The organism is Calothrix sp. PCC 7507 (genome assembly GCF_000316575.1).
GTDB lineage: Bacteria > Cyanobacteriota > Cyanobacteriia > Cyanobacteriales > Nostocaceae > Fortiea.
The window spans coordinates 5,350,286-5,371,800 of the sequence record NC_019682.1; the positions used below are offsets into that span (position 1 = coordinate 5,350,286).

Genomic DNA, 21,515 nt, shown 5'->3' on the forward strand with positions numbered 1-21,515 from the left:
CAAACAAGCATAGTATAAATTGCTTTATACTTTATGTTTGCACAAACAAAACAGCAATGTCAATATAAACACCTGATGTTTTTGTAAACATCAGGTGTGAAAAGCCACAAAAACGAAAAAGGCACGGTATTACCGTGCCGAAAACCTTATTGGCTATGTATCAACCTACTCAATCCCTTCAATTCGGTCTTCAACTTCTTGGTACAACTCGCGGAGGCGATCTAAATTCTCCTCGCTAGTCTCCCAATAACCGCGTCCATTCACTTCCAACAAAGTTGATACAATCTTGCGGAAAGAATGGGGGTTGAGGTTCAGCAACCGTTTCTGCATTTCTTCATCTTTGATGAAGGTTTCGTTGGTATCTTCGTAAATCCAGTTATCCACAGCGCCGGCTGTCGCACTCCAACCTGTTGTATTTACCAACCGTTTGGAGAGTTCGCGCACACCTTCGTAACCGTGAGATAGCATTCCCTCGTACCATTTGGGATTTAATAACTTAGTACGCGCATCCAAACGCACGGTTTCTGATAATGTCCGCACCTGTGCATTAGCTGTGGTAGTATCTGCAATGTAAGATGATGGTTTCTTACCATCAGCACGCAGACTTGCAACTAACTTGGTGGGATCTGAATCGAAGTAGTGGGAAACGTCGGTTAAGCTAATCTCGGAAGAATCCAGATTTTGGAAGGTTGCATCTGCAGTTTTCAAGGTAGTTTCAAAAATCTGCCGAGACTCATCCATCACACCAGGGTTATCGGAATTGAAGGCGAAGGATTTGCGATTCAGGTACATTTCCTGTAACTCGGCTTCACTATCCCAAGTGCTGTTTTCTACCGCCAAGTTAATATTTGACGAGTAGGAACCGGAAGCGTTGGAGAAAACACGAGTTGCTGCTTGACGCAGATTTATTCCCATGTCTTCGGCTTGTTGCAAGGCATGTTTGCGAACAAAGTTTAATTCCAAGGGTTCATCAGCTTCTGCCGCCATCTTCACGCCTTGATCTAGGAGGTTCATTTGGTTGATGAACAAGTCGCGGAATACTCCAGAACAGTTGATTACTACGTCAATTCTAGGGCGTCCCAACTCTTCTAAAGATATCAATTCCAACTTGTTCACCCTTCCCAAGGCGTCAGCAACTGGACGTACCCCGACCATCCACATAATTTGGGCTAGGGATTCACCGTAAGTTTTGATGTTATCGGTTCCCCAGAGGACGCAGGCGATGGTTTCTGGCCATTTTCCATCGTTTTCGGCTTTGTTTCGTGCCAACAGCCTATCTACAACGATTTTAGCTGATTGTACTGCGGCAGTTGTGGGGATGGATTGGGGATCGAGGGCGTGGATATTTTTGCCTGTGGGTAATACATCCGGGTTGCGGATGGGATCGCCACCAGGGCCAGGTAGAATATATTCGCCTTCTAAGCCTTGGAGTAGTCCACCTAGTTCGTTATCTGCACAAACTTGCTTTAAGCAGAATTCCAAATATTCAAACAGGGGTTTTAACGCAGAGGTGTCAACTTTGGTATAGCCTGCTTGATGCAATGCTTCTACCCAAGGTTCTTTTTTGCCCATGTTGAAGAAATTCAACTTGGAAACGAGGGAAACTCTACCTTCAGCGTCGATTTGTTCTTGCACTAAAGCAGTTACAGCTGCACGGGTTGCTAAGGTGATGTCTTGTAATAATTGGACATCTGCCAAAATCCCTGCATCGTTATTTTTGTAGATATCGTCAATTTTGCGTCCCAGACTATTGGCGATAATTCCGGGTAAGCCTTGAATTTCTTCTTCTTGACGATCTAAACTGGCGATGTTGACTAAAGTAGCGATCGCCTCTTCTGCAGTTGGTGGTTTACCAATCACATGCAATCCACAAGGCAACAACCGCGATTCAATTTCCATCAACCTGCGGTAAACGCTGCCTACGATATTATCCCGCTCATCGGCAGACATATCTCTAGCATCGGTTTCTGGCAAGTCGATATCCTTATCCAGATTGACGATCCGGCATTTATCCATGATGCTGTTGACAATGGAAATACCGCGTCCGCTATCTTTCAAGGTTTGGTAAGAAGCGATTAATTCGCTGAGTTCTTTTAAACCTTTGTATAAACCTGCATTCTCAGCGGGAGGTGTGAGGTAAGAAATTGTCTCAGCATAACTGCGGCGCTTGGCAATTGTCGCTTCACTGGGGTTATTCGCTGCGTAGTAATACAGGTTAGGAATTGTGCCAATTAGTTGGTCTGGATAACAATCACCAGACATCCCCATCTGTTTACCGGGCATGAATTCCAGAGAACCGTGAGTACCAAAGTGTAACACAGCGTCGGCTTGCCAAACCCGTTCTAAGTATGTGTAGTAGGCAGCAAATCCATGATGAGGGCTAGCAGAACGGGAGAATAACAGCCGCATGGGATCGCCTTCATAACCAAAGGTGGGTTGGACACCAATGAAGACATTACCAAATTGCTTACCATAAATTAGCAAGTTTTGCCCATCGCTGTTGAGATGTCCTGGAGGTGGTCCCCAGTTTTCTTCTAAGCGTTGAGAGTAAGGGGTAAGTTCCTCATACTCTGGTACCGACATTTTATAGGCAATGTTTAACTCAGGGCTAGCGTACTGTGCTTGGGCATCGTGGATCACTTCTTGCATCAACGCTGCGGCTGATTCTGGTAATTCCGGTAAGTCGTAACCGTTGTTTTTTAGCCCCTTCATCACTTCGTAGATGGAACCAAATACATCCAGGTATGCAGCAGTACCAACGTTACCTTTATCTGGTGGGAAGCTGAAAACGGTGATGGCAACTTTTTTATCAAGTTTAGGCTTACGGCGGAGGTTAGCCCATTTTAAAGCACGTTGGGCGACGACTTCCACACGATCGCGTAGGGCGATCGCCTTCCCAGTTGTCCCATCTCTACCAGATAATATAATCGGCTCAATAGCTCCATCTAATTCCGGTATGGCAATTTGCAGCGCTACTTGAATTGGATGTAACCCCAAATCGCTATCCATCCACTCTTCTGTGGTTTGGAAGACTAAGGGTAACGCCACCATGTAAGGACGATTTAAGCGTTTGAGTGCATCAATCGCTTTGGGATGATCTTGTCTAGCTGGCCCACCCACCAACGCAAACCCAGTCAAGGAAATTACTGCATCGACTAATGGCTTGTTGGTAGTTGGTTCGTAGAAGTAAGCATCGACTGGCTTAGAAAAATCCAACCCACCAGCAAACACCGACAGTACCCGTGCGCCTAGTGATTCTAATTCCTGCACTATGGCTACATAATGAGCATCATCACCTGTGACTAAGTGGGTACGTTGTAATACCAACCCAACACAAGGGGCTAAGGGATCTTTAAGATCCTTAGAGATATCCTTACGGCTGTTGTACCAATTGAGGTACTCTCTCACATCCTCAAACATGCTGGGCGCTAGTGGATGCCAAATCCCTAGATCGGGATAAACCACAGGCGCTTGATAGTCAACAGCTGCAAAATTGTTATTCTCTACACCTTTTAATACATATTTATCAGCTAGCATGAGCAAGAAGTTTTCCAGATTTTCTGGTGAACCCCCTAGCCAATACTGAAAACTGAGCATGAAATTTCTGGCATCCTGTGCTTTTTCCATCGGCAGAAACTTTAGCACTTGCGGTAGTGTTCGCAATAGCTTTAGCATCCCATCTTGGAATCCTGCACCAGATTTTTCTTTGCGTTTCCGCATGAATTGAGCGATCGCACTCTTAGATTGACCTAGCTGTGCTAGAGAAAAGCTGCCCATTTTGTTGAGGCGCATTACTTCTGGCATAGAAGGGAAAACAACAGAAACATCCAGGCGATCGCGGTATGGTTCCACTGCTGCTACTACTTTCTGCGCTAAGTCTTCGATGAAAATCAAAGATGCAATGAAGATATTAGCACTCTGAATCTCTCTTTTGAACTCTTCGTAATTCTCTGGGTCTCGAAGTTCTTCAATCAAGTACCCGCTGATTTCAATCGCCAGGTTTGGGTGGTTCGCATTAATTGTGCGAACCGCTTGCGACAAAGCACTCTGGTACTGGGACTCAAGCACGACATAGACCACCTTGATTAAATTACGTCCGCGTAAGTTATCAGGCGCAATATGTCTAATGGTGGACTTGACGTGGGTGAACATGCTTCCTAGGCTCCTTTGATGCGCGTTCTCTAATGAAAGTTCTTAACGGCATAAGCCGTTTTTGGTGACTTATTGTGTTCGGCAATAAGAGTTTTTTATCAGAAAACGCTTACACAATGAGCATTTTGTCGCCTATCTGACACAAATCGATATAAAAAACGAAATATTTCTTTGTACTTGTTGACTTTATCTCAAAGTATTTACTCACATTTATGTAAATTTTTTGTTACATTTATTTTGCTTTATAGCTAAATAACTTTTTAGCGATTTTATGGCGGTTCTCGTTCGGATGCAATACAATCACAGGGCGGGAAAACCCTGCCCCTAAATACTTTGCGATTTAAAACTGTACCTCACTTATCTGAAAACCCCCATACTACAATTGCAAAACAAAACCTGCCTATGCTGACTAAATATTTTTTAGTATGCATAGACAGGCTTTAATTATGTAGTTACTAGTTATACCAAGCAACCAAGAAACAGGTTTCCTTTTGGGTTAAATTGAGAGATTATCAACACCAAACAACAGAAAATCGGTATATGCTTACGAACAAGCAACTTTTATTTAGCTAATATTGGCTTGCTATTTAAAGTATCCATAATTCCATCATGAAATTTATTTACTGAAGACAAAATTCCATTTTCTTTATCATTTAATAATGAGTCTTTTACCTCATTCAAATAATTGTTGAGATTTGCTCTTAGAATTGGTCTTTCTACTTTAACTGTATGATAATGATCCCAGATATCCCATGCCAAAACTCCTAAACTAGAAAGAGGATTAAGTAGTTCTAAACCTAAATACACAAACATCATAATTATTAACAAGTGGTAATACTTCAGATAAAATTGTTTTTTGTTCGTCCAAATTGCTACTACCCAGTTTTGATAATAACTCAAAATATATTGGGAAGCTTCTTTGGTTCCAAATTACACTAACCACGAACAGATTGATACAACCCCAATTTGTACGGTCAATTGCTAGATAATTAAGAATATCAGACAACCGATAAACGACACATAACTCAAATCTCTCCATTGACTTGCATTTTATGAACCTCATCTGCTAGCTCTTGACGACTTTGATCGTCCAGCTTGTCAATAGCCAACATACCCATGAGAATAACTTCTTTCAGTGTTAACCGTGTCGAATGTGCCTGTTTTTGCACAATCTCCTTAATAATTGGACTGACACCGATCGCTGTACTAGCTCTAGCCACAAAATAAGAGGGGAAAATTAATAACTTCGCCTAAATCTTAGCACTTCCCACCATTTCTTCTATATAACCTTAGTACTGAATTTAAGCTGCTAAGACTTATTTTTATACGTTTAAGCATAAATACTAAATTTTTATAGCAGATCATATTAACAGAGGCGAAGACTATTCTCCTACTCCTGCAAAATCTCCACTAAGTATTCAATGATCACAGTTTTTATGATTAACGTATTTATTTACACAACCTAATAGTAATGCTCGTCACACTACATAATAGGACTTACGCAAGTGTCATATTTTTTTCGTTTAGATTGTCAAGAGTCAAGAGTCCAAAAAACCTCGACTTTTGACCCTTGACCCTTGACCCTTGACTCTTATACGAGAAGATAAGTATGCTAGTTGCGTAAGTCCTACATAATTACAGCAGGCTTTGACGACAAATTTAGTAGTGAAAAGTTGTAGAATTAGTAAAATCTGTACTGTCAGTGGAAGTATGTTAAATGATTATACCAATTCTGGAAAATACGGCAATATATTCAAACCCGAAAACCTAGATTAAATTTGACTTTCTTAAGTATGAAGCATGAATTGCGAATTACGGATTGGTATTAGATTTGTCTACCACTAAGTAAAGATTATCACTGTTCTCTATCTAGTGAAACACACCCTTGATTGGGTTCTCAGAATTCAGAATTCAGGAGAATTCAATATTCTGCCTCCTGACCCCTTTGAGGAAAGGTGTACTTCATTCATTTGAAAATTGCTATAGCTTTAAAGAAATTGTAAATTATCAAATTGAGTTCCGTGAACCTACTTTACAGACCTAGACAGTCTAAATCAGAATAATAACTGAGTAGAAGTAAAATCTTCCTGAATTGAGTTAGTTACAGCTGTCATAGGTAAAAGTAATGAGTATAGGAGAGAGAAAGCGATGAGGGACCCTTATCTGTTGGCAGCAGGCTTGTTAACAGGATTGGCCATACCAGCATCGGCTCTTCCACAGATGTCGATTATTCTGTCAGAGAATTCTCGAATCCAGTGGGATTTAAAACAAGGTTCGCAGCCAACAGCAAGTGAAAATCTCCCCAGCGTTGATGTCTCCTTACCAGAATTCAGTCAGCAGGCTGTAAAGCCTCTAGCAGATTCGCACCCAATATTAGGGCAGAGTATTATTCCTAGTGTTGACGTTTCCTTACCAGAATTCAGTCAGCGCGAATTACTAGCACCAACCGAATCATCATTTAACCCCAGTTTCCAAGGCTCGAATCCTATACTGACATCCGGAAGTCAACTTTACTACCAAAGATTAGCAGCCCTGAAAACAGGCCAGACTTCTAAACGCGTAGATGAAGATAGCTTGCAATCGTTGTGGGAATCGGGTAAGAAACATCAACTAACTTATGAGGACTGGAAAGCTTTATTAGCTTTAGAAGCCAAAGCGATCGCTCTTGAGCATGGTGCAAATAGGCTGAATATTTTAGTGGGGGATTCTTTAAGCTTGTGGTTTCCTCAAGGAAAATTACCATCTGGTAAATTGTGGTTAAACCAGGGAATATCTGGAGATACTTCTGGCGGCGTTTTAAAAAGATTGGCAGCATTTTCAGCTACCCACCCTGATGTCATATATGTCATGGCGGGGATTAACGACTTACGTAAAGGTGTTAGTGATCAAGTGATTTTGTTGAATCATCGCCGGATTATCCGCAGTTTACGGCAAACTCACCCCAAGGCAAAGATTATTATCCAATCAATTCTGCCTACTCGCCTAGAGAAAATTCCCAACAAAAGGATTCGCCATCTCAATGCACAACTAGCCCTGATAGCCAAACAAGAAAAAGCTAATTATCTAGATATCTACAGTTGGTTTACAGATTTTGAAGGCAATTTACGTTTTGACTTAACCACAGACGGGTTACATTTATCACCAGACGGGTATGATGTTTGGCGAGCGGTAATACAGCAAATAGAATTAAAGCTCTCTAAACGTGATAATTAAGCGATCGCCACTTTAGATTGATGATTTATGGATCTCACTGATAGCGATACCATCGCCATCCGTTATGTAATTGAACACCAACTGGCAGCTTTTCTCAAGGACGATCAGCTAAGTGCTTTTGCCTGTGCTAGTCCGGGGATTCAAGTACAGTTCCGCAACCCAGCAAATTTTATACAGATGGTGAAGATCAGCTACCCGGCTGTATACCGTCCTCGTTCTGTTCTATTTGAAGAGATGACAATGATTCAAGGCAATATCACCCAACCAGTGTTATTACTTGGGCCTGATGGAGTTCCTGTAAGAGCATTATACTTAATGGAAAAACAGCCTGATACCACCTGGCGGATTAATGGTTGTTTTTTAGTTCCTATAGAAGCAGAAATTAGCTAATTTTGGCAACAGGGAGATGCGGGAGACAAATGACCAATGACAAATAGATTATGCTTTAGTTTTTAAAGGTTCCCGGTTTAAAACTTGATTTAACTTACCGCTGCGATAACCCTCTAAATCTAGAGTGACGTAGATAAATCCAAATTCTTGAAAAGCAGCCACTACTTTTTGTAAATCCATCGTCAGCACAAACTCTTTGATTTGTTCTGGTGACAACTCAATACGTGCTGTATCCCCTTCAGAACGCACGCGTAAATTTTGTAACCCCAGCTTTCGCAGATAAATTTCCGCTCTACCAACTCGCTGTAATTTAGCGATCGTAATCTCTTCACCGTAGGGAAAGCGAGAACTCAAACAAGGTTGGGCAGGTTTATCCCACCAAGGTAAACCGAGTTGTTGTGAAAGTTGGCGGACTTCCATTTTAGTAACACCGACTTCTGCCAGAGGCGATCGCGCACCTCTTTCTTTAGCCGCCTGAATTCCTGGCCGATAATCGTGTAAATCATCAGCATTCACCCCATCCACTACATAGGGATAACCAAACTCCAAAGCCAAGGGTTTGAGGGTGTCATGTAATTCACTTTTGCAGAAATAACAGCGGTTGACAGGGTTGGAGGTGTAATTAGGATTGTCCATCTCATGCGTCTGAACGATTTTATGGAGAATCCCCATAGTTGCTGCTTGAATTTTGGCGTCTTCCAGTTCTTCTGGTAACAGCGAAGGCGAAACAGCAGTCACAGCCAAAGCGCGATCGCCCAAAACATCATAAGCAATCTTCGCCACCAAAGTACTATCAACACCCCCAGAGTAAGCTATTAGCGCTTGCTCCATTTGAGCGAATATAACTTTTAGTTGCTCAAGTTTTTTTGTTAGTGTCGTCATTTTTCTGTTCCTACCGCAGTCCTATAGCACCCAACAAATTCTATTCTAGATGCTGATAATGGATGGGTTGAGAGTAGTAGAATTTTGTGCGATATCAGAATGGTGATGTCTATGACGGGCTACGCCTAGGGTGTTGACTTTGTACGAAATTAGCTAAAAATTATCATGCAATTTTTGTGTTTACCGTAGGGGCATCGGCACTGCCGTGCCCTGATGAGAACGTTAACTACGACTATGATTTTGGATGATGCATTTTGGGCTGAAAACCCTCAGAGTCAATAGCCTAGGCTACGCCTACTCACTTTTACTGTTTTGGGGGCGATCGCACCTAGCATTTTCCATTTCACGCCAAATGCTATTGGAAGTGCTGGAGTCTTTGCAAGCGCGATCGCTAATTCAAACCACTGGCGCTAGAATCTCACTACATCCTTTGGCGATGGAATAATAGCAATTAATTACGAATTACAAATTTTTAAGGTTGGCTGTATTTTTCCACTAGACTTGCTAAAAGTGGTAAATCAATTGGTTTAGAAATATAGTCATTGACTCCAGCCGCAAGACAGATTTCGCGATCGCCTTTCATTGCCATCGCTGTTTGGGCAATGATGGGGATCATCTGATATTGCTGATTTTCTCGTAGTTGTCGCACTAAGTCGAGACCATTGCCATCTGGCAAATTCACATCCATTAAAATCACTGCAGGTGCTAGCCGTTGGAGAGATTCCCACATCTTGGCAGCATTATTTACCCAATTTACCTGATACCCTAACTTACCTAAATAAATTTCCATTAATTCGGCATTCGGTAAATCATTTTCCACTAATAAAATTTCTCGGGAGACATTTGGAGTTACAGCAAGAGGCGGAAAGAGAGATAAAAAAGATGTTTCTCCCTGATTTTTCGCTGCATCGTCCCAAGGCTCCCCCATTGGGGTTAGGGGAAGTATGATTGTAAAGCTGGAGCCGCGTTCAAATTCCGATTCCACCTGCACACAACCACCGTGAACTTCTGCCAGTTTCCGAGTCACCACTAACCCTAAACCAGTACCTTCTTCACCATTAGTTGCTTGGAAATATGGTTGAAACAATTTAGTCTGGTCTTCTTGAGAAATGCCAGTACCAGTATCCCAAACTGTAAAATGCACGAATATGCCTTTAGTGAAGACTTTTAAACCAACAGTCCCTGTGTTGGTAAACTTAAGGGCGTTGAAGAGCAAATTTAACAACATTTGCTTAAGTCGTAAGGGATCAGCTACTAGAGTTGTGACACCAGGATCTATATCTAAAAGCAACTTCAAACCCTTATTAGCAGCTTTTTCTTTCACCAGTGCCAAAACATTACGACATAGTCCTGGTAAATTCACAGTTTCCCACTGCACTTCCATCTGATTGGCTTCAATCTTCGAGAGATCCAAAATATCGTTGATCAGCGCTAACAGGTGCTTCCCGCTAGATTGAATGATATTTAAATACTCTTGATGACGTTCCCTATCTGGATCGTAGCCTTGGGCTAAAAGTAGGTGGGTGAAACCAATAATCGAACTAAGTGGTGTGCGAATTTCATGACTAGTATTTGCCAAAAACTGGTTCTTGAGTTGATTGCTGCGCTCTAGTTCTCGATTAGTATTATCTAAGTGTTGCGATTTGTGCTGCAAAAATTGTATTTGTCTCAATTGTGCCAAGGCTAAAGTGCATTGCTTGGCAGCTCGCTCGATTAATTGCGATCGCAGTTTAGCTTGTGATGCTTCGAGTAACTCACAATCGGAATTGAGGGGTGCTGTCGAGATAATTAGCCAACCGATGACATCGCCAGAATCATTAACTAATTGCCCAGCACAGGGAGGCTGTTGACTGGCTAAATACTGCAAATCTTCAAGTGCTATGGGATCTTGCGATCGCCAGCGTAGCTTTTTGCCTTTTCTGTCTGTTACTTCTAAAAATGGAAGTTGTGAGCGTTGAGATGGAGAAGAAATATAAAAAAGCTTACCAACAGTTTTTTGTGACTGAAACAGAGCAATACCCACAGTATACTTTGCAAACGCCACATTACTGGTGTTCAAAGCACTGCTGAGATTGTCGGCCAAGGTTTGAAAAATTTCTGCCTCTGTAGCTCTTGGCTGTGGCACAGTAGTACAAGCAGAAAGCAGGCATTCATTGAGGTGAGTCTGTAACTGGTTCAAGCTGTGTTCTAGCCACAACTCGGCACGAAGTTGCTGTATCGTTGTCAAAAGTGTTGGTGTTGCATCTATCTGTGAGTTCTGCTCTGGTAAGCTGGAATACTGCTGCATGGTCAACTAGACCGCTGAACAAGTTGAGCTTCGTGCTTTTGTGCGAACAGGATTCTGTGTATATTAGCGCACAAACGCCTTCTATTTATAAAGCATAACTTATAGTGTCGAATGTGACGAGGATCTCAAAAGTTATTGTATGAAATCACTCACTTATTATTTATTGAGAACAACTGAGGATTATGGATATACAAATTGCTCAACTAATGCAATTTTCGCAATTAATCATCAACGGGATTGCCGTGGGGAGCATTATTGCTCTAGCAGCAGTTGGACTCACTCTTACCTATGGGATTTTACGGTTATCTAATTTTGCCCACGGTGACTTTCTGACATTAGGAGCCTATTTGACACTACTAGTCAATACCCTAGGAGTGAATATTTGGCTGTCGATGATCTTGGCGACGGTAGGAACAGTAGCAGCAATGCTATTGTCAGAAAAATTGCTGTGGTCAAAGATGCGCTCTATCCGAGCTAATTCCACTACCCTGATTATTATCTCCATTGGACTGGCCTTATTTCTCCGCAACGGCATTATCTTTATCTGGGGTGGCAAAAACCAAAACTATAATGTGCCCGTTACTTCTGCCTTAGATATTTTCGGCTTAAAAGTGCCACAAAATCAATTATTTGTGCTGGGGCTAGCAGTGGTGGCAATTTTGGGGCTGCACTATCTACTGCAAAATACTAAAATCGGCAAAGCCATGCGAGCCGTTGCTGATGATTTGGACTTAGCCAGAGTTTCTGGGATCAATGTTGACCAAGTAATTTTCTGGACTTGGTTGATTGCTGGTACGCTCACATCTTTGGGTGGTAGTATGTACGGGCTGATTACAGCTGTGCGCCCAAATATGGGCTGGTTCTTGATTCTACCATTATTTGCCTCTGTAATTTTAGGCGGTATTGGTAATCCTTACGGTGCGATCGCTGCAGCTTTTATTATTGGTATCGCTCAAGAAGTCAGCACTCCCTGGCTTGGTTCTCAGTATAAACAAGGTATAGCGCTGTTGATCATGATTTTGGTGCTGCTCATTCGTCCCAAAGGTTTATTCAAAGGAACGATTTGAGCAGCACCGCTTAGATGCTAACTATTCGATGATATGGAAATAGTAAGCAGCTACCAGGAAGTTGATAGCTAACAAAAACAGTGCCCAACCCGTGCGGAAAGCGTAATTTGGTTTACCACTTTTAGCAGTCATCAGCCGTTCTCCTAAATTCAGGACTGTTTAAGAAATACCAAACAGATGCGCCAATTAGCCAATTTCTTTAAAAATATATAGGGAAGGGGGAATTGGGCATTGGGGAGCAGGGGGCAGGGAGATTACTAACTCTTGACTCTTGACCCTTATATTTCCCCTTCCCCAGCATGATAGGAACTGCGAACCAAAGGGCCAGAACGGACGTGGCTGAAGCCCATTTTCCGTGCTGTGTCGCCTAGTTGATCAAATTCTTCTGGAGTCCAATATTTTTGCACTGGCAGATGTTCTAAGGAAGGACGCATATACTGACCGAGAGTTAGGCGATCGCATCCCACCGCCCTTAAATCTGCCATTGCAGTGATCACTTCCTCGCTAGTTTCTCCGTGTCCTAGCATCAAACCTGATTTTGTGGGAATGGTGGAATCTAACTCTTTAACGATAGATAGCACTCGCAGTGAGCGATCGTATTTTGCCCCCCGACGTACTGGGCCCGTTAAGCGTCGCACCGTCTCAATATTATGGTTAAAACAGGACGGATTTGCCCTCACAATCATCGCTATCCGCTGGCGTTGCTCTTCCTCTGCCATACCAACACCGCCCCAAAAATCTGATGTCAGCACTTCAATTTGAGTTTCTGGATTCAACAAGCGGATAGTCTCCATTGTCTGCACAAAATGACCCGCGCCCTGATCCGACAAGTCATCACGGGCGACAGAAGTCAGCACCACATATCGTAATCCCAAAAGCTGTACTGCCTCTGCTACCTTTTGTGGTTCCTCTAGGTCAACAGGCATTGGTGCATGACCTTTATCTACTTGACAAAAAGCACAAGAGCGTGTACAAGTTGGCCCCATTAGTAAAAAAGTAGCAGTTTTTTGGGTGTAGCACTCCCCTCTGTTAGGGCAGCGTCCCTCTTCGCAAATCGTGTGAATTTGCCGCTGCTTAATAATTTGTTGTACGGTGGATATCTCACTAGCCTTGCCAATAGAGCGCCGCAACCAGCGAGGCATCGCCATAATTTCCGACTTACGTTGGGCTTGTGGTGAAGAAGTCATAAATAATTCAAAATCAGAAAATTCAATTGATGCAGGCATGGTGTAAGGGTAACAGTCCTGCGGCGCTACGGAAAAAATAAATTCAAATCCTCAGATTGTAATTATGGGGATTTCCCTGTTCCCTTGGAAACAAATCATCAAGGCATCAGTAGAAGTTTTATAAAACACTTCCAAAATTCTCACTTATACCGGAATATACTATCCCCCAATCAAGATAAATGTTGGATATAGTGGGAGGATTCTCAAGGTCAATCGGCAAATCCGCCATTTCACCTACAGTTTCTGTTAGAGTAATCAGCTGTGGCAAGTAACAAGATTTTAGTTATAGATGACACTACCGTTGTCAGGGTAAAAGTACGTGAGATGTTGCCTCCAGGCAATTTTGAGGTACTAGAAGCAAAAGACGGCATGGAAGGATTAAACTTCATCCTTCAGGAAAAACTCAGCTTGATTATGTTGGATTTTCTCTTGCCTAAAATGAGTGGCTGGGAAGTCTTCCAACAAGTTCAAGCCAACCCAGAGTTAAGAAAGATTCCTTTAGTGATCATGTCTGGTCGTAAGGAAGAAGTAACAGAGAAGATATCAGAACCCTTTGAATATTTTGAATTTCTCGGCAAGCCTTTTGACCAAAAGCAACTCATTAGTGCAATTAAGTTGGCAATGGCCAAGGCCAAACAGCCGCGTCCAGAACCAGTCTTAGTCGGAGCCGTAGCCACGAAAAATGGTACAGTTTCACCTGCTAACACTGCTACTGCGCCCTTAGCAACTGCTAACACTGGCAATAGTGCAGTAGCAACCTCTAGCGCTGGAACACCTTCTTCCGCCGAAGAGGTTAAGTTGCTGAATGAAAAAATTGACAAGATGCAAGCAGAAATTGACGGCTTAAAGAAACAGCTATCTCAGGTTGTGACTTTTATTAAACAAAAAATCAAGTAAGTAGGTCGGCGTAAATATTTATTTTTGAAATAAGGCAGGCAGTACAAAGGACAAGAGCTTTAGCCGAGTTCATCTTTCTTGAGATAGTTATATTTATTTGCGCCTACTTGATACAAAGTAATACGAATTCTCGCAATTAAAGCCACAAATTATCTCTCCTGCTCACAAGTATCCACTTGTTAGAGACATAGTGAATCATATATTAACTCAACCTGCCTGTATGTACTCTTGAATTAAAGGGAACGGCAGGTTTTTTAATAAAAAAGAATTTACTGGTTTTTTGTATCTTTTAACACGAAACCGCAAAATTAAATAAAATCGCGTGATATTGTTACCTGCTTGATGGGAATACTCAAGAAGAGAGACTCGAGTATCAATATAGGCTGCTATGACAGTATTATTAGACACAACATATACTATTCTTGGCTATCGCATTACAGAAAAAATCTACTCAGGTAGTAAAACCCTAGTTTATCGGGCTATCAGAGAGGAAGACCAACAATCAGTCATTCTCAAACTGATGCGGAATGAATATCCTACTTTTGCAGAAATTGCCCAATTCCGCAATCAATACACCATCACCAAAAATCTCGATCTTCCTGGCATAATTAAACCCCATAACCTAGAAAACTATCAAAATGGCTATGCCCTAGTGATGGAAGACTTTGGTGGTATTTCCCTCGCAGATTGGCAATTGGAGAAAAAACCTGTTTCCCTGAGTGAGTTTTTCGCGATCGCCATTCAAATTGTCTCCATCTTAGAAAGATTGCATCGCGATCGCGTCATTCATAAAGACATCAAGCCCGCTAACATCCTGATCCAGCCCACCACAGGTGAAATCAAAATCATCGACTTCAGTATTGCTTCCCTCCTACCTAGAGAAATTCAATTCCTCACTAATCCCAACGTTTTAGAGGGGACACTAGCTTATATTTCTCCTGAACAAACGGGAAGAATGAACCGGGGTATCGACTACCGCACCGACTTTTATTCCCTTGGTGTCACCTTCTTTGAACTCCTCACCGGACAAGTACCCTTCAGCGCCGATGATCCAATGGAGTTAGTTCACTGTCACATCGCCAAAGAGCCACCACAAGCTAGCAGTATTAACACCAATATTCCCTCAATTTTGTCTGACATCATCAGCAAGTTGATGGCAAAAAATGCTGAAGACCGCTATCAGAGTTCTTACGGACTAAAATATGACCTAGAGCTATGCTATGACCAGTGGCAAAATACTGGAACGGCTACCTTTGAATTGGCAGTACAGGACATTTCAGACAGTTTCCTCATCCCCGAAAAACTTTATGGTCGCCAACGTGAATTAGAAACTCTACTCGCAGCTTTTAAGCGAGTCACAGAGGGGACAACTGAAATGATTCTGGTGTCAGGTTTCTCTGGTATTGGCAAAACTGCTGTGATTAATGAAGTTCATAAACCCATTGCAAGGCAGCGTAGTTATTTCATCAAGGGGAAATTTGATCAGTTCCAAAGGGACATACCTTTGTCAGGATTGGTGCAAGCCTTTCGGGACTTAATTGGGCAATTGCTGAGTGAAACCGATGCTCAAGTTCAACAATGGAAGGCTAGAATCTTATCAGCATTGGGTACACAAAGTCAGGTGATTACTGATGTAATTCCTGAACTTGAACTAATTGTTGGCAAGCAGCCAGAAATTACTGAACTCTCCGGAAGTGCTGCTCAAAATCGGTTCAATTTACTTTTCCAAAGATTCATCCAGGTATTCACCACCAAAGAGCATCCCTTAGTGATATTTCTGGATGACTTGCAATGGGCAGATGTAACTTCCTTAAAATTCATGCAATTATTAATGTGTGAAAATACATCTTCTCCTTTTGCAGGTGAACTCCAAAAGCTAGGCAAGCCTCCTGGAGGTTTATTACTAATTGGTGCATATCGGGATAACGAAGTTTCCCCGGTACATCCCCTTTCCTTGACATTAAAGGAAATCAAAGAAACAGGCACAATTATTAGTTCAATCAATTTAAAGCCATTAAGCCAGAGTGATTTAAATCATTTAATTGCTGATGCTCTCCGTTGTCAAGAATTGCTTGCTGTTCCGCTTACCCAAATGGTATTTGCCAAAACCAAGGGAAATCCGTTTTTTACTAATCAATTCCTCAAATCTTTACATAAAGATGGAATAATTACATTTGACTTTGATGTTAATTATTGGCGGTATGATATTTCTCAATTACAGGTCTTAGCTCTGACCGATGATGTAGTTGAATTTATGGCTCTGCAAATAGAGAGGTTGCCGAATATTACCCAGGAAGTCTTAAAACTTGCAGCTTGTATTGGTAACGAGTTTGACTTAAAGACTCTAGCTATAGTACATGAAAAATCTGCAGGAGATACAGCAACTGACTTGTGGACAGCATTACACGAAGGGCTAATTATACCTCAAACTGATGTTTACAAATTATTTCAAGATAGTCATGTTTCAGTAGGAGTTATTGATAGTAAAAACCCTGAGCAATTACCATTTAATAGCGTCTCATTTCCCAAATATAAATTTATACATGATCGGGTACAACAAGCTGCCTATTCTCTGATTCCTGAAGATAAAAGAAAGCCAATTCACTTAAAAATTGGACTACTGCTGTTGAACAATATCCCAGTTGCAGAACGGGAAGACAAGATTTTTGAATTAGTTAATCAGTTCAATATCGCAGTGGAATTCATCACCCATCAGACTAAGCGGGATGAACTAGCTGCAATGAATCTAATTGCTGGACGTAAAGCTTTGGTATCAACGGCTTATCTATCTGCAGTTAAGTATTTAACTACAGGAATTGAACTGCTTGCAGATAATAGCTGGGGGAAGAAATATGAGTTAACGCTGGATTTGTATGAGACTGCAGCAGAGGCGGCATATCTGGCTGGAAACTTTGAGCAGATGGATCAGTTCGTAGAGGTAGTGTTAGAACAGGCTAAAACACTGCTGGAAAAGGTAAAAGTTTGTGAGGTTAAAATACAAGCTTATGGAGCGCAAAACAAAGCACTAGAAGCTGTCAATACTGCGCTAGCATTTTTGAAATTATTGGGAGTGGAGTTTCCTGATAATCCCGCTCAGTATGATGTGCAGCTAGCGATGAGAGAAATAGCATCAAATCTGAATGGGAGGTGCATTGAGGACTTAATTGACCTTCCAGAGATGATAGAAGGTAAATCACTGGCAGCGACACTTCTCTTATCAAGTGTATCTGGTTTAGTATATCAGGCAGTTCCTCAACTTTTTCCACTGATTGTTTTTAAACAAATCAAGTTATCACTCACACATGGTAATACTGCATTATCTGCCTTTGCTTATATTACTTATGGGCTAATTCTCTGTGGAGTAGTAGGAGACATTGAGTCTGGCTATCAATTTGGCAAACTGGCTATCAATATAATGGATAAGTACGATACTAAAAAAGTTAAAGCCAAGATTATGCAAGGATTCAATGCAGTTATCAGGCATTGGAAAGAGCATACTAGAGAAATAGTCAAACCTTTACTAGAAGCCTACCATACAGGATTAGAAACAGGAGATTTAGAATATGCCGCCTTTTCTCTTAAGGGTTATTCTTACTCGTCATATTTCATCGGTAAAGAACTAACACAACTAGAAAGAGAGATGGTGACTAACAGTAATGCAATTACTAAAATTAAGCAAGACAGAGCATTTAACTGGAACTCCATATTTCGGCAAATTGTTTTAAATTTACTAGGAAATGTAGAAAACCCCTGCTATTTAATTGGTGAATCATACAACGAAGATAAAATGCTGGCAATTCACCTTCAGGCAAAAGATGGAGTTGGTCTTTTATATTTATATTTCGGTAAACTACATCTATGTTACCTATTTCAGAACTTTCATGAAGCTATTAAAAATGCAGCCATAGTACAGAATTATATAGATTGTGGAATAGGCCAGTTATTTGTACCTGTTTTAGATTTCTATGATTCTTTAACAAGACTAGCTATTTACCCTAATGTCGATGAATATGAACAAAAAGAAATCCTAAAAAAGGTGGCTAATAATCAAGAAAAGATGCAGCACTGGGCGCATCATGCCCCGATGAATTATTTGCACAAGTTCTATTTAGTAGAGGCAGAAAGGCATCGAGTTTTTAGTCAATATCTTGAAGCAATAGAATTGTATGATCGCTCTATCTCCCTCGCCAAGGAAAATGAGTATATCAATGAAGAAGCCCTCGCTAACGAACTGGCTGCTAGGTTCTATTTAGAATGGGGTAAACCCAAGATTGCCCAAACCTACCTAACTGATGCTTACTATTGTTACAGTCGCTGGGGAGCAAAAGCTAAAGTTGAAGATTTGGCAAAACGCTACCCCCAATTACTTGCTCCAATTCTTAAACAAGAAAAACTTAGTCTTCATCCCAGTGAGAAAAGCACTTATTCCCATAGCAAATCTCTATCGAGTGTAAGCAATCAGCAAACTATTATTGGCTCGAAGACAAGTATTTCAGACTCTCTGGATTTGGCATCTGTCATCAAGGCTTCTCAAGCACTCTCTGGAGAGATTGAGCTTGAGCAACTAATTTCTACCTTAATGAAAGTTGTCATGGAGAATGCGGGAGCTTCTAAAGGTGCTTTAATTTTGACCAAAGGTAATAACTTAAACTTAAAGCTCACCGCAGTCAGTGCTAATTCAACTACAGAATTCCCAGCAATTAACTTAGAGTCAAGTGATGACGTTCCTATAACTTTGATTAACTATGTCAAACGCACGCTAGAAATCTTGGTAATTGATGATGCTAAAGCTGATATATCCCTCGCAGAGGATAGTTATATTATCCGTAAACAACCTAAGAGCCTTTTGTGCATCCCGATTATTAATCAAAATAAAATGCTGGGGATTATTTACCTAGAAAATAATCTGACTACGGGTGCATTTACACGCGATCGCGTAGAACTCCTCAAACTACTCACTACACAAGTAGCAATCTCCTTAGAAAATGCCATTCTCTACAAAAATTTAGCAGAAGCTAATGAAAATCTGGAAGAATACAACCATAAGCTAGAAGATAAAGTTCAAGAGAGAACACATGAACTTAACGAAAAAAATCAACATTTGCAACAAGCTATTGAGGAATTGCAACGCACCCAAACTCAATTGATTCAAAGTGAAAAAATGTCTTCTTTAGGACAAATGGTGGCGGGAATTGCCCATGAAATTAATAACCCAATAAACTTCATTCATGGCAATGTTAGTCATGCTAGTGAGTACGTCAAGGACTTGCTAGATTTGATTGATATTTACCAGCAGGAATATCCTCAGCCTTCCTCTCTAGTTGAGGCAAAGAATGAGGAAATTGACATAGATTTTTTGTTAGAAGATTTACCAAAGCTTTTAGATTCGATGAAAATGGGGAGTTCACGCATCCGAAATATTGTTTTGGGATTACGTAACTTCTCCCGCCTAGATGAATCTGAAATGAAGCCTGTAGATATTCATGAAGGTATTGATAACACCTTAATGATTTTGCAGCACAAACTCAATCAACAAAGCCATCGCCCGGAAATTGAAGTGATTAAAGAGTATGGACAACTGCCAGAAATTAGTTGTTATGCTGGTCAACTCAATCAGGTGTTTATGAATATCTTGAGTAATGCGATCGATGCTTTAGAAGAGACATTTATCAGTGGTAAAAAAACTGATAATCTGACAATTCGCCTTCATACTGAACTAGTAGACAACCACACAGTGAAGATTCAGATTGCTGATAATGGTTCTGGTATGACAGAAGCAGTAAGACAAAAAATATTTGACCCGTTTTTTACCACTAAGCCGATTGGAAGCGGTACAGGATTGGGTTTGTCGATTAGCTATCAGGTTGTAGTAGACAAACACAAGGGTAAGTTAACTTGTGATTCTGCCCTAGGAGAGGGAACTGAGTTTGTAATTGAGATTCCAATGAACTAAATAGGGCAAGGCGATCGCTATATCAGGAACTGAGTGCATTTGCCGCAGTGACTAAAGACTCTTGACGCGCACGCCGTCCTTTAACTAGTATTTTTACTCCATTGGCTGGTCCCAGCACAATACCTCGGCGCTGAAGTCTCTCTGGTTGCCGACCAGCCAATGAAAGTTGATAGCTTGAAAGGATTGTTGCCAATACCATCTTCATTTCAAACTGTGCTAAAGCGTCGCCAATGCAGCGTCGTACACCGCCACCAAAGGGCAGAAATTCGTAGGGAGAAAATTGTTTTTCTAGAAAGCGCTCGGGCTTAAATTGTTTGGGCTGAGGATATAAATCTTCACGCTGATGAGTCAGATAAATGCAAGCTTGCACTACTGTACCAGCCTCTAATGGATGTCCCAGCAGTGTAACTGGTTCTTGTACTGCTCGTGGCAAGGTGAATATGGTTACAGGGGAAATCCGCAAAGTTTCATTACAGACAGCCCCCAGATAAGGTAGCCTAAAAATATTCATAGGGTCTTTTAAATCCCCGATAGTATCTAGTTCTTGCAAAAGTTTTTCACGAACTTTAGGTACATGGTGAATCCAATATAGTCCCCAAGCCATTGCTGTTGCTGTTGTTTCATGACCCGCAATTAAAAGGGTCATCAACTCGTCGCGTAACTCCGGATCAGTCATAGGTTGACCCTCTTCATCTTTAGCTGACATGAGCAATGAAAGGATATCAACCCGTTCTGGATCGTTTTTTTCTCTGCGTTCAGCTATCTCACTGTATAGCAGTTCATCAATTTGCTGCCGTTGACGGATAAATCTTCCCCAGGGACTCCAAGATCCTAAATTCTGTTGCAAGAATGGGAAAAAGAGAAAACTAGATTTTAATGGTGAACTAAATATCTCCGAAACAAACTTTGGTACTAAATCTTTAAGTTTTCGATAACGTTCTCCTTCAGATAGACCAAAGACAACTTTTAATATAACTTCCATGGAGATATTCTGCGTTACATCAAGGGCTGATAAGGGCTTGTCAAACGGTAACTGATTGCAGACTTCTTCCGTCATATTACGGATTAGCTGACCATAGATGTCCAAACGCTCTCCATGAAATGAGGGCATCATTAGTTGTCTTTGCCGTTTGTGGTGATTACCATTCAGTAAGAGAACCGAATATTCACCTATCAAAGGTTCTAAAATTCTACTTAGTTCACCAATGGCTGCAAACTTCTTCCTATCATTGGTTAAAATTTCTTGGATTGCCTGTGGATGATTTACAAATACTACATTGCCACCAAAACCAATTATCTCAGCAGTAAAACTATCAGGATGCTGCTGAACAGCTTTTTCCATATAGCCCACAGGGTCAACAACCCAGTAGAGCTTTTGGAGAAAGGAAGGGATTTTGAGACGGTTGGGTAGTTGCATCTATTTTTCATCCTAAGTAATCAAGCTAATT

14 protein-coding genes are annotated in these 21,515 nt (G+C 41.3%); 6 read left to right on the forward strand and 8 right to left on the reverse strand.

What is annotated here, in order from left to right; all coding sequences use genetic code 11:
• Window positions 1–165: 165 nt before the first annotated feature.
• The 3 genes from CAL7507_RS22965 to CAL7507_RS22975 form a co-directional block, all read right to left on the reverse strand.
• The gene (locus CAL7507_RS22965) at window positions 166–4,152 is read right to left on the reverse strand and encodes a magnesium chelatase subunit H (protein WP_015130879.1); all 3,987 of its coding nucleotides are present in this window, start codon (window positions 4,150–4,152) and stop codon (window positions 166–168) included.
• A gap of 561 nt (window positions 4,153–4,713) precedes the next feature.
• Window positions 4,714–4,968 (reverse strand): hypothetical protein, encoded by a 255-nt coding sequence (locus CAL7507_RS22970; RefSeq protein ID WP_144051250.1) that lies wholly within the window; start codon window positions 4,966–4,968, stop codon window positions 4,714–4,716.
• A gap of 209 nt (window positions 4,969–5,177) precedes the next feature.
• Window positions 5,178–5,390, reverse strand: coding sequence for a hypothetical protein (locus CAL7507_RS22975; protein ID WP_042341498.1), 213 nt, complete (start codon window positions 5,388–5,390; stop codon window positions 5,178–5,180).
• A gap of 910 nt (window positions 5,391–6,300) precedes the next feature.
• Between CAL7507_RS22975 and CAL7507_RS22980 the strand changes: the two genes are divergently transcribed.
• Both CAL7507_RS22980 and CAL7507_RS22985 read left to right on the forward strand, forming a co-directional pair.
• Entirely contained in the window at window positions 6,301–7,365 is a 1,065-nt protein-coding gene (locus CAL7507_RS22980) for an SGNH/GDSL hydrolase family protein (RefSeq protein ID WP_015130881.1), read from the forward strand.
• 27 nt (window positions 7,366–7,392) lie between these two features.
• A complete protein-coding gene (locus CAL7507_RS22985) occupies window positions 7,393–7,755 on the forward strand; it encodes a DUF4864 domain-containing protein (protein ID WP_015130882.1) in 363 nt (120 codons plus the stop codon).
• Window positions 7,756–7,803: 48 nt separating this feature from the next.
• On the opposite strand, the gene larE is transcribed toward CAL7507_RS22985, so the two are convergent.
• Window positions 7,804–8,637 carry an ATP-dependent sacrificial sulfur transferase LarE gene (gene larE, locus CAL7507_RS22990; protein ID WP_015130883.1) on the reverse strand — a complete coding sequence of 278 codons (834 nt, stop codon included), beginning with the start codon at window positions 8,635–8,637 and terminating at the stop codon, window positions 7,804–7,806.
• 244 nt (window positions 8,638–8,881) lie between these two features.
• Between larE and CAL7507_RS22995 the strand changes: the two genes are divergently transcribed.
• The gene (locus CAL7507_RS22995) at window positions 8,882–9,082 is read left to right on the forward strand and encodes a hypothetical protein (RefSeq protein ID WP_144051251.1); all 201 of its coding nucleotides are present in this window, start codon (window positions 8,882–8,884) and stop codon (window positions 9,080–9,082) included.
• A 27-nt stretch (window positions 9,083–9,109) separates the two neighbouring features.
• Here CAL7507_RS22995 and hrmK read toward each other — a convergent pair whose 3' ends face one another.
• On the reverse strand, window positions 9,110–10,924 hold the full coding sequence (gene hrmK / locus CAL7507_RS23000) for a hybrid histidine kinase/response regulator HrmK (protein ID WP_015130884.1): 1,815 nt from the start codon (window positions 10,922–10,924) through the stop codon (window positions 9,110–9,112).
• Between the two features lie 182 nt (window positions 10,925–11,106).
• Here hrmK and CAL7507_RS23005 point away from each other — a divergent pair, with 182 nt between their 5' ends.
• Window positions 11,107–11,991, forward strand: a complete 885-nt coding sequence (locus tag CAL7507_RS23005; RefSeq protein ID WP_015130885.1) for a branched-chain amino acid ABC transporter permease — start codon at window positions 11,107–11,109, stop codon at window positions 11,989–11,991.
• A 21-nt stretch (window positions 11,992–12,012) separates the two neighbouring features.
• Here the strand turns inward: CAL7507_RS23005 and CAL7507_RS23010 are convergent, their stop codons facing one another.
• Together CAL7507_RS23010 and lipA are read right to left on the reverse strand one after the other, a co-directional pair.
• Window positions 12,013–12,123, reverse strand: a complete 111-nt coding sequence (locus tag CAL7507_RS23010; RefSeq protein WP_015130886.1) for a photosystem I protein PsaX — start codon at window positions 12,121–12,123, stop codon at window positions 12,013–12,015.
• Between the two features lie 146 nt (window positions 12,124–12,269).
• Entirely contained in the window at window positions 12,270–13,178 is a 909-nt protein-coding gene (gene lipA, locus CAL7507_RS23015; RefSeq protein ID WP_042342407.1) for a lipoyl synthase, read from the reverse strand.
• Between the two features lie 300 nt (window positions 13,179–13,478).
• On the opposite strand from lipA, the gene CAL7507_RS23020 reads away from it, so the two are divergent.
• Entirely contained in the window at window positions 13,479–14,114 is a 636-nt protein-coding gene (locus CAL7507_RS23020) for a response regulator (protein WP_015130888.1), read from the forward strand.
• Between the two features lie 388 nt (window positions 14,115–14,502).
• Window positions 14,503–20,067 carry an ATP-binding sensor histidine kinase gene (locus tag CAL7507_RS23025; RefSeq protein ID WP_015130889.1) on the forward strand — a complete coding sequence of 1,855 codons (5,565 nt, stop codon included), beginning with the start codon at window positions 14,503–14,505 and terminating at the stop codon, window positions 20,065–20,067.
• A 22-nt stretch (window positions 20,068–20,089) separates the two neighbouring features.
• Here CAL7507_RS23025 and CAL7507_RS23030 read toward each other — a convergent pair whose 3' ends face one another.
• On the reverse strand, window positions 20,090–21,484 hold the full coding sequence (locus tag CAL7507_RS23030) for a cytochrome P450 (protein WP_015130890.1): 1,395 nt from the start codon (window positions 21,482–21,484) through the stop codon (window positions 20,090–20,092).
• Window positions 21,485–21,515: the final 31 nt, after the last annotated feature.

Coding starts and splice junctions, on each gene's coding strand:
- CAL7507_RS22965 (WP_015130879.1), bottom strand. CDS start 4,152: ATGTTCACCCACGTCAAGTCCACCATTAGACATATTGCGCCTGATAAC.
- CAL7507_RS22970 (WP_144051250.1), bottom strand. CDS start 4,968: ATGATGTTTGTGTATTTAGGTTTAGAACTACTTAATCCTCTTTCTAGT.
- CAL7507_RS22980 (WP_015130881.1), top strand. CDS start 6,301: ATGAGGGACCCTTATCTGTTGGCAGCAGGCTTGTTAACAGGATTGGCC.
- CAL7507_RS22985 (WP_015130882.1), top strand. CDS start 7,393: ATGGATCTCACTGATAGCGATACCATCGCCATCCGTTATGTAATTGAA.
- larE (WP_015130883.1), bottom strand. CDS start 8,637: ATGACGACACTAACAAAAAAACTTGAGCAACTAAAAGTTATATTCGCT.
- CAL7507_RS22995 (WP_144051251.1), top strand. CDS start 8,882: ATGATGCATTTTGGGCTGAAAACCCTCAGAGTCAATAGCCTAGGCTAC.
- hrmK (WP_015130884.1), bottom strand. CDS start 10,924: ATGCAGCAGTATTCCAGCTTACCAGAGCAGAACTCACAGATAGATGCA.
- CAL7507_RS23005 (WP_015130885.1), top strand. CDS start 11,107: ATGGATATACAAATTGCTCAACTAATGCAATTTTCGCAATTAATCATC.
- CAL7507_RS23010 (WP_015130886.1), bottom strand. CDS start 12,123: ATGACTGCTAAAAGTGGTAAACCAAATTACGCTTTCCGCACGGGTTGG.
- lipA (WP_042342407.1), bottom strand. CDS start 13,178: ATGACTTCTTCACCACAAGCCCAACGTAAGTCGGAAATTATGGCGATG.
- CAL7507_RS23025 (WP_015130889.1), top strand. CDS start 14,503: ATGACAGTATTATTAGACACAACATATACTATTCTTGGCTATCGCATT.
- CAL7507_RS23030 (WP_015130890.1), bottom strand. CDS start 21,484: ATGCAACTACCCAACCGTCTCAAAATCCCTTCCTTTCTCCAAAAGCTC.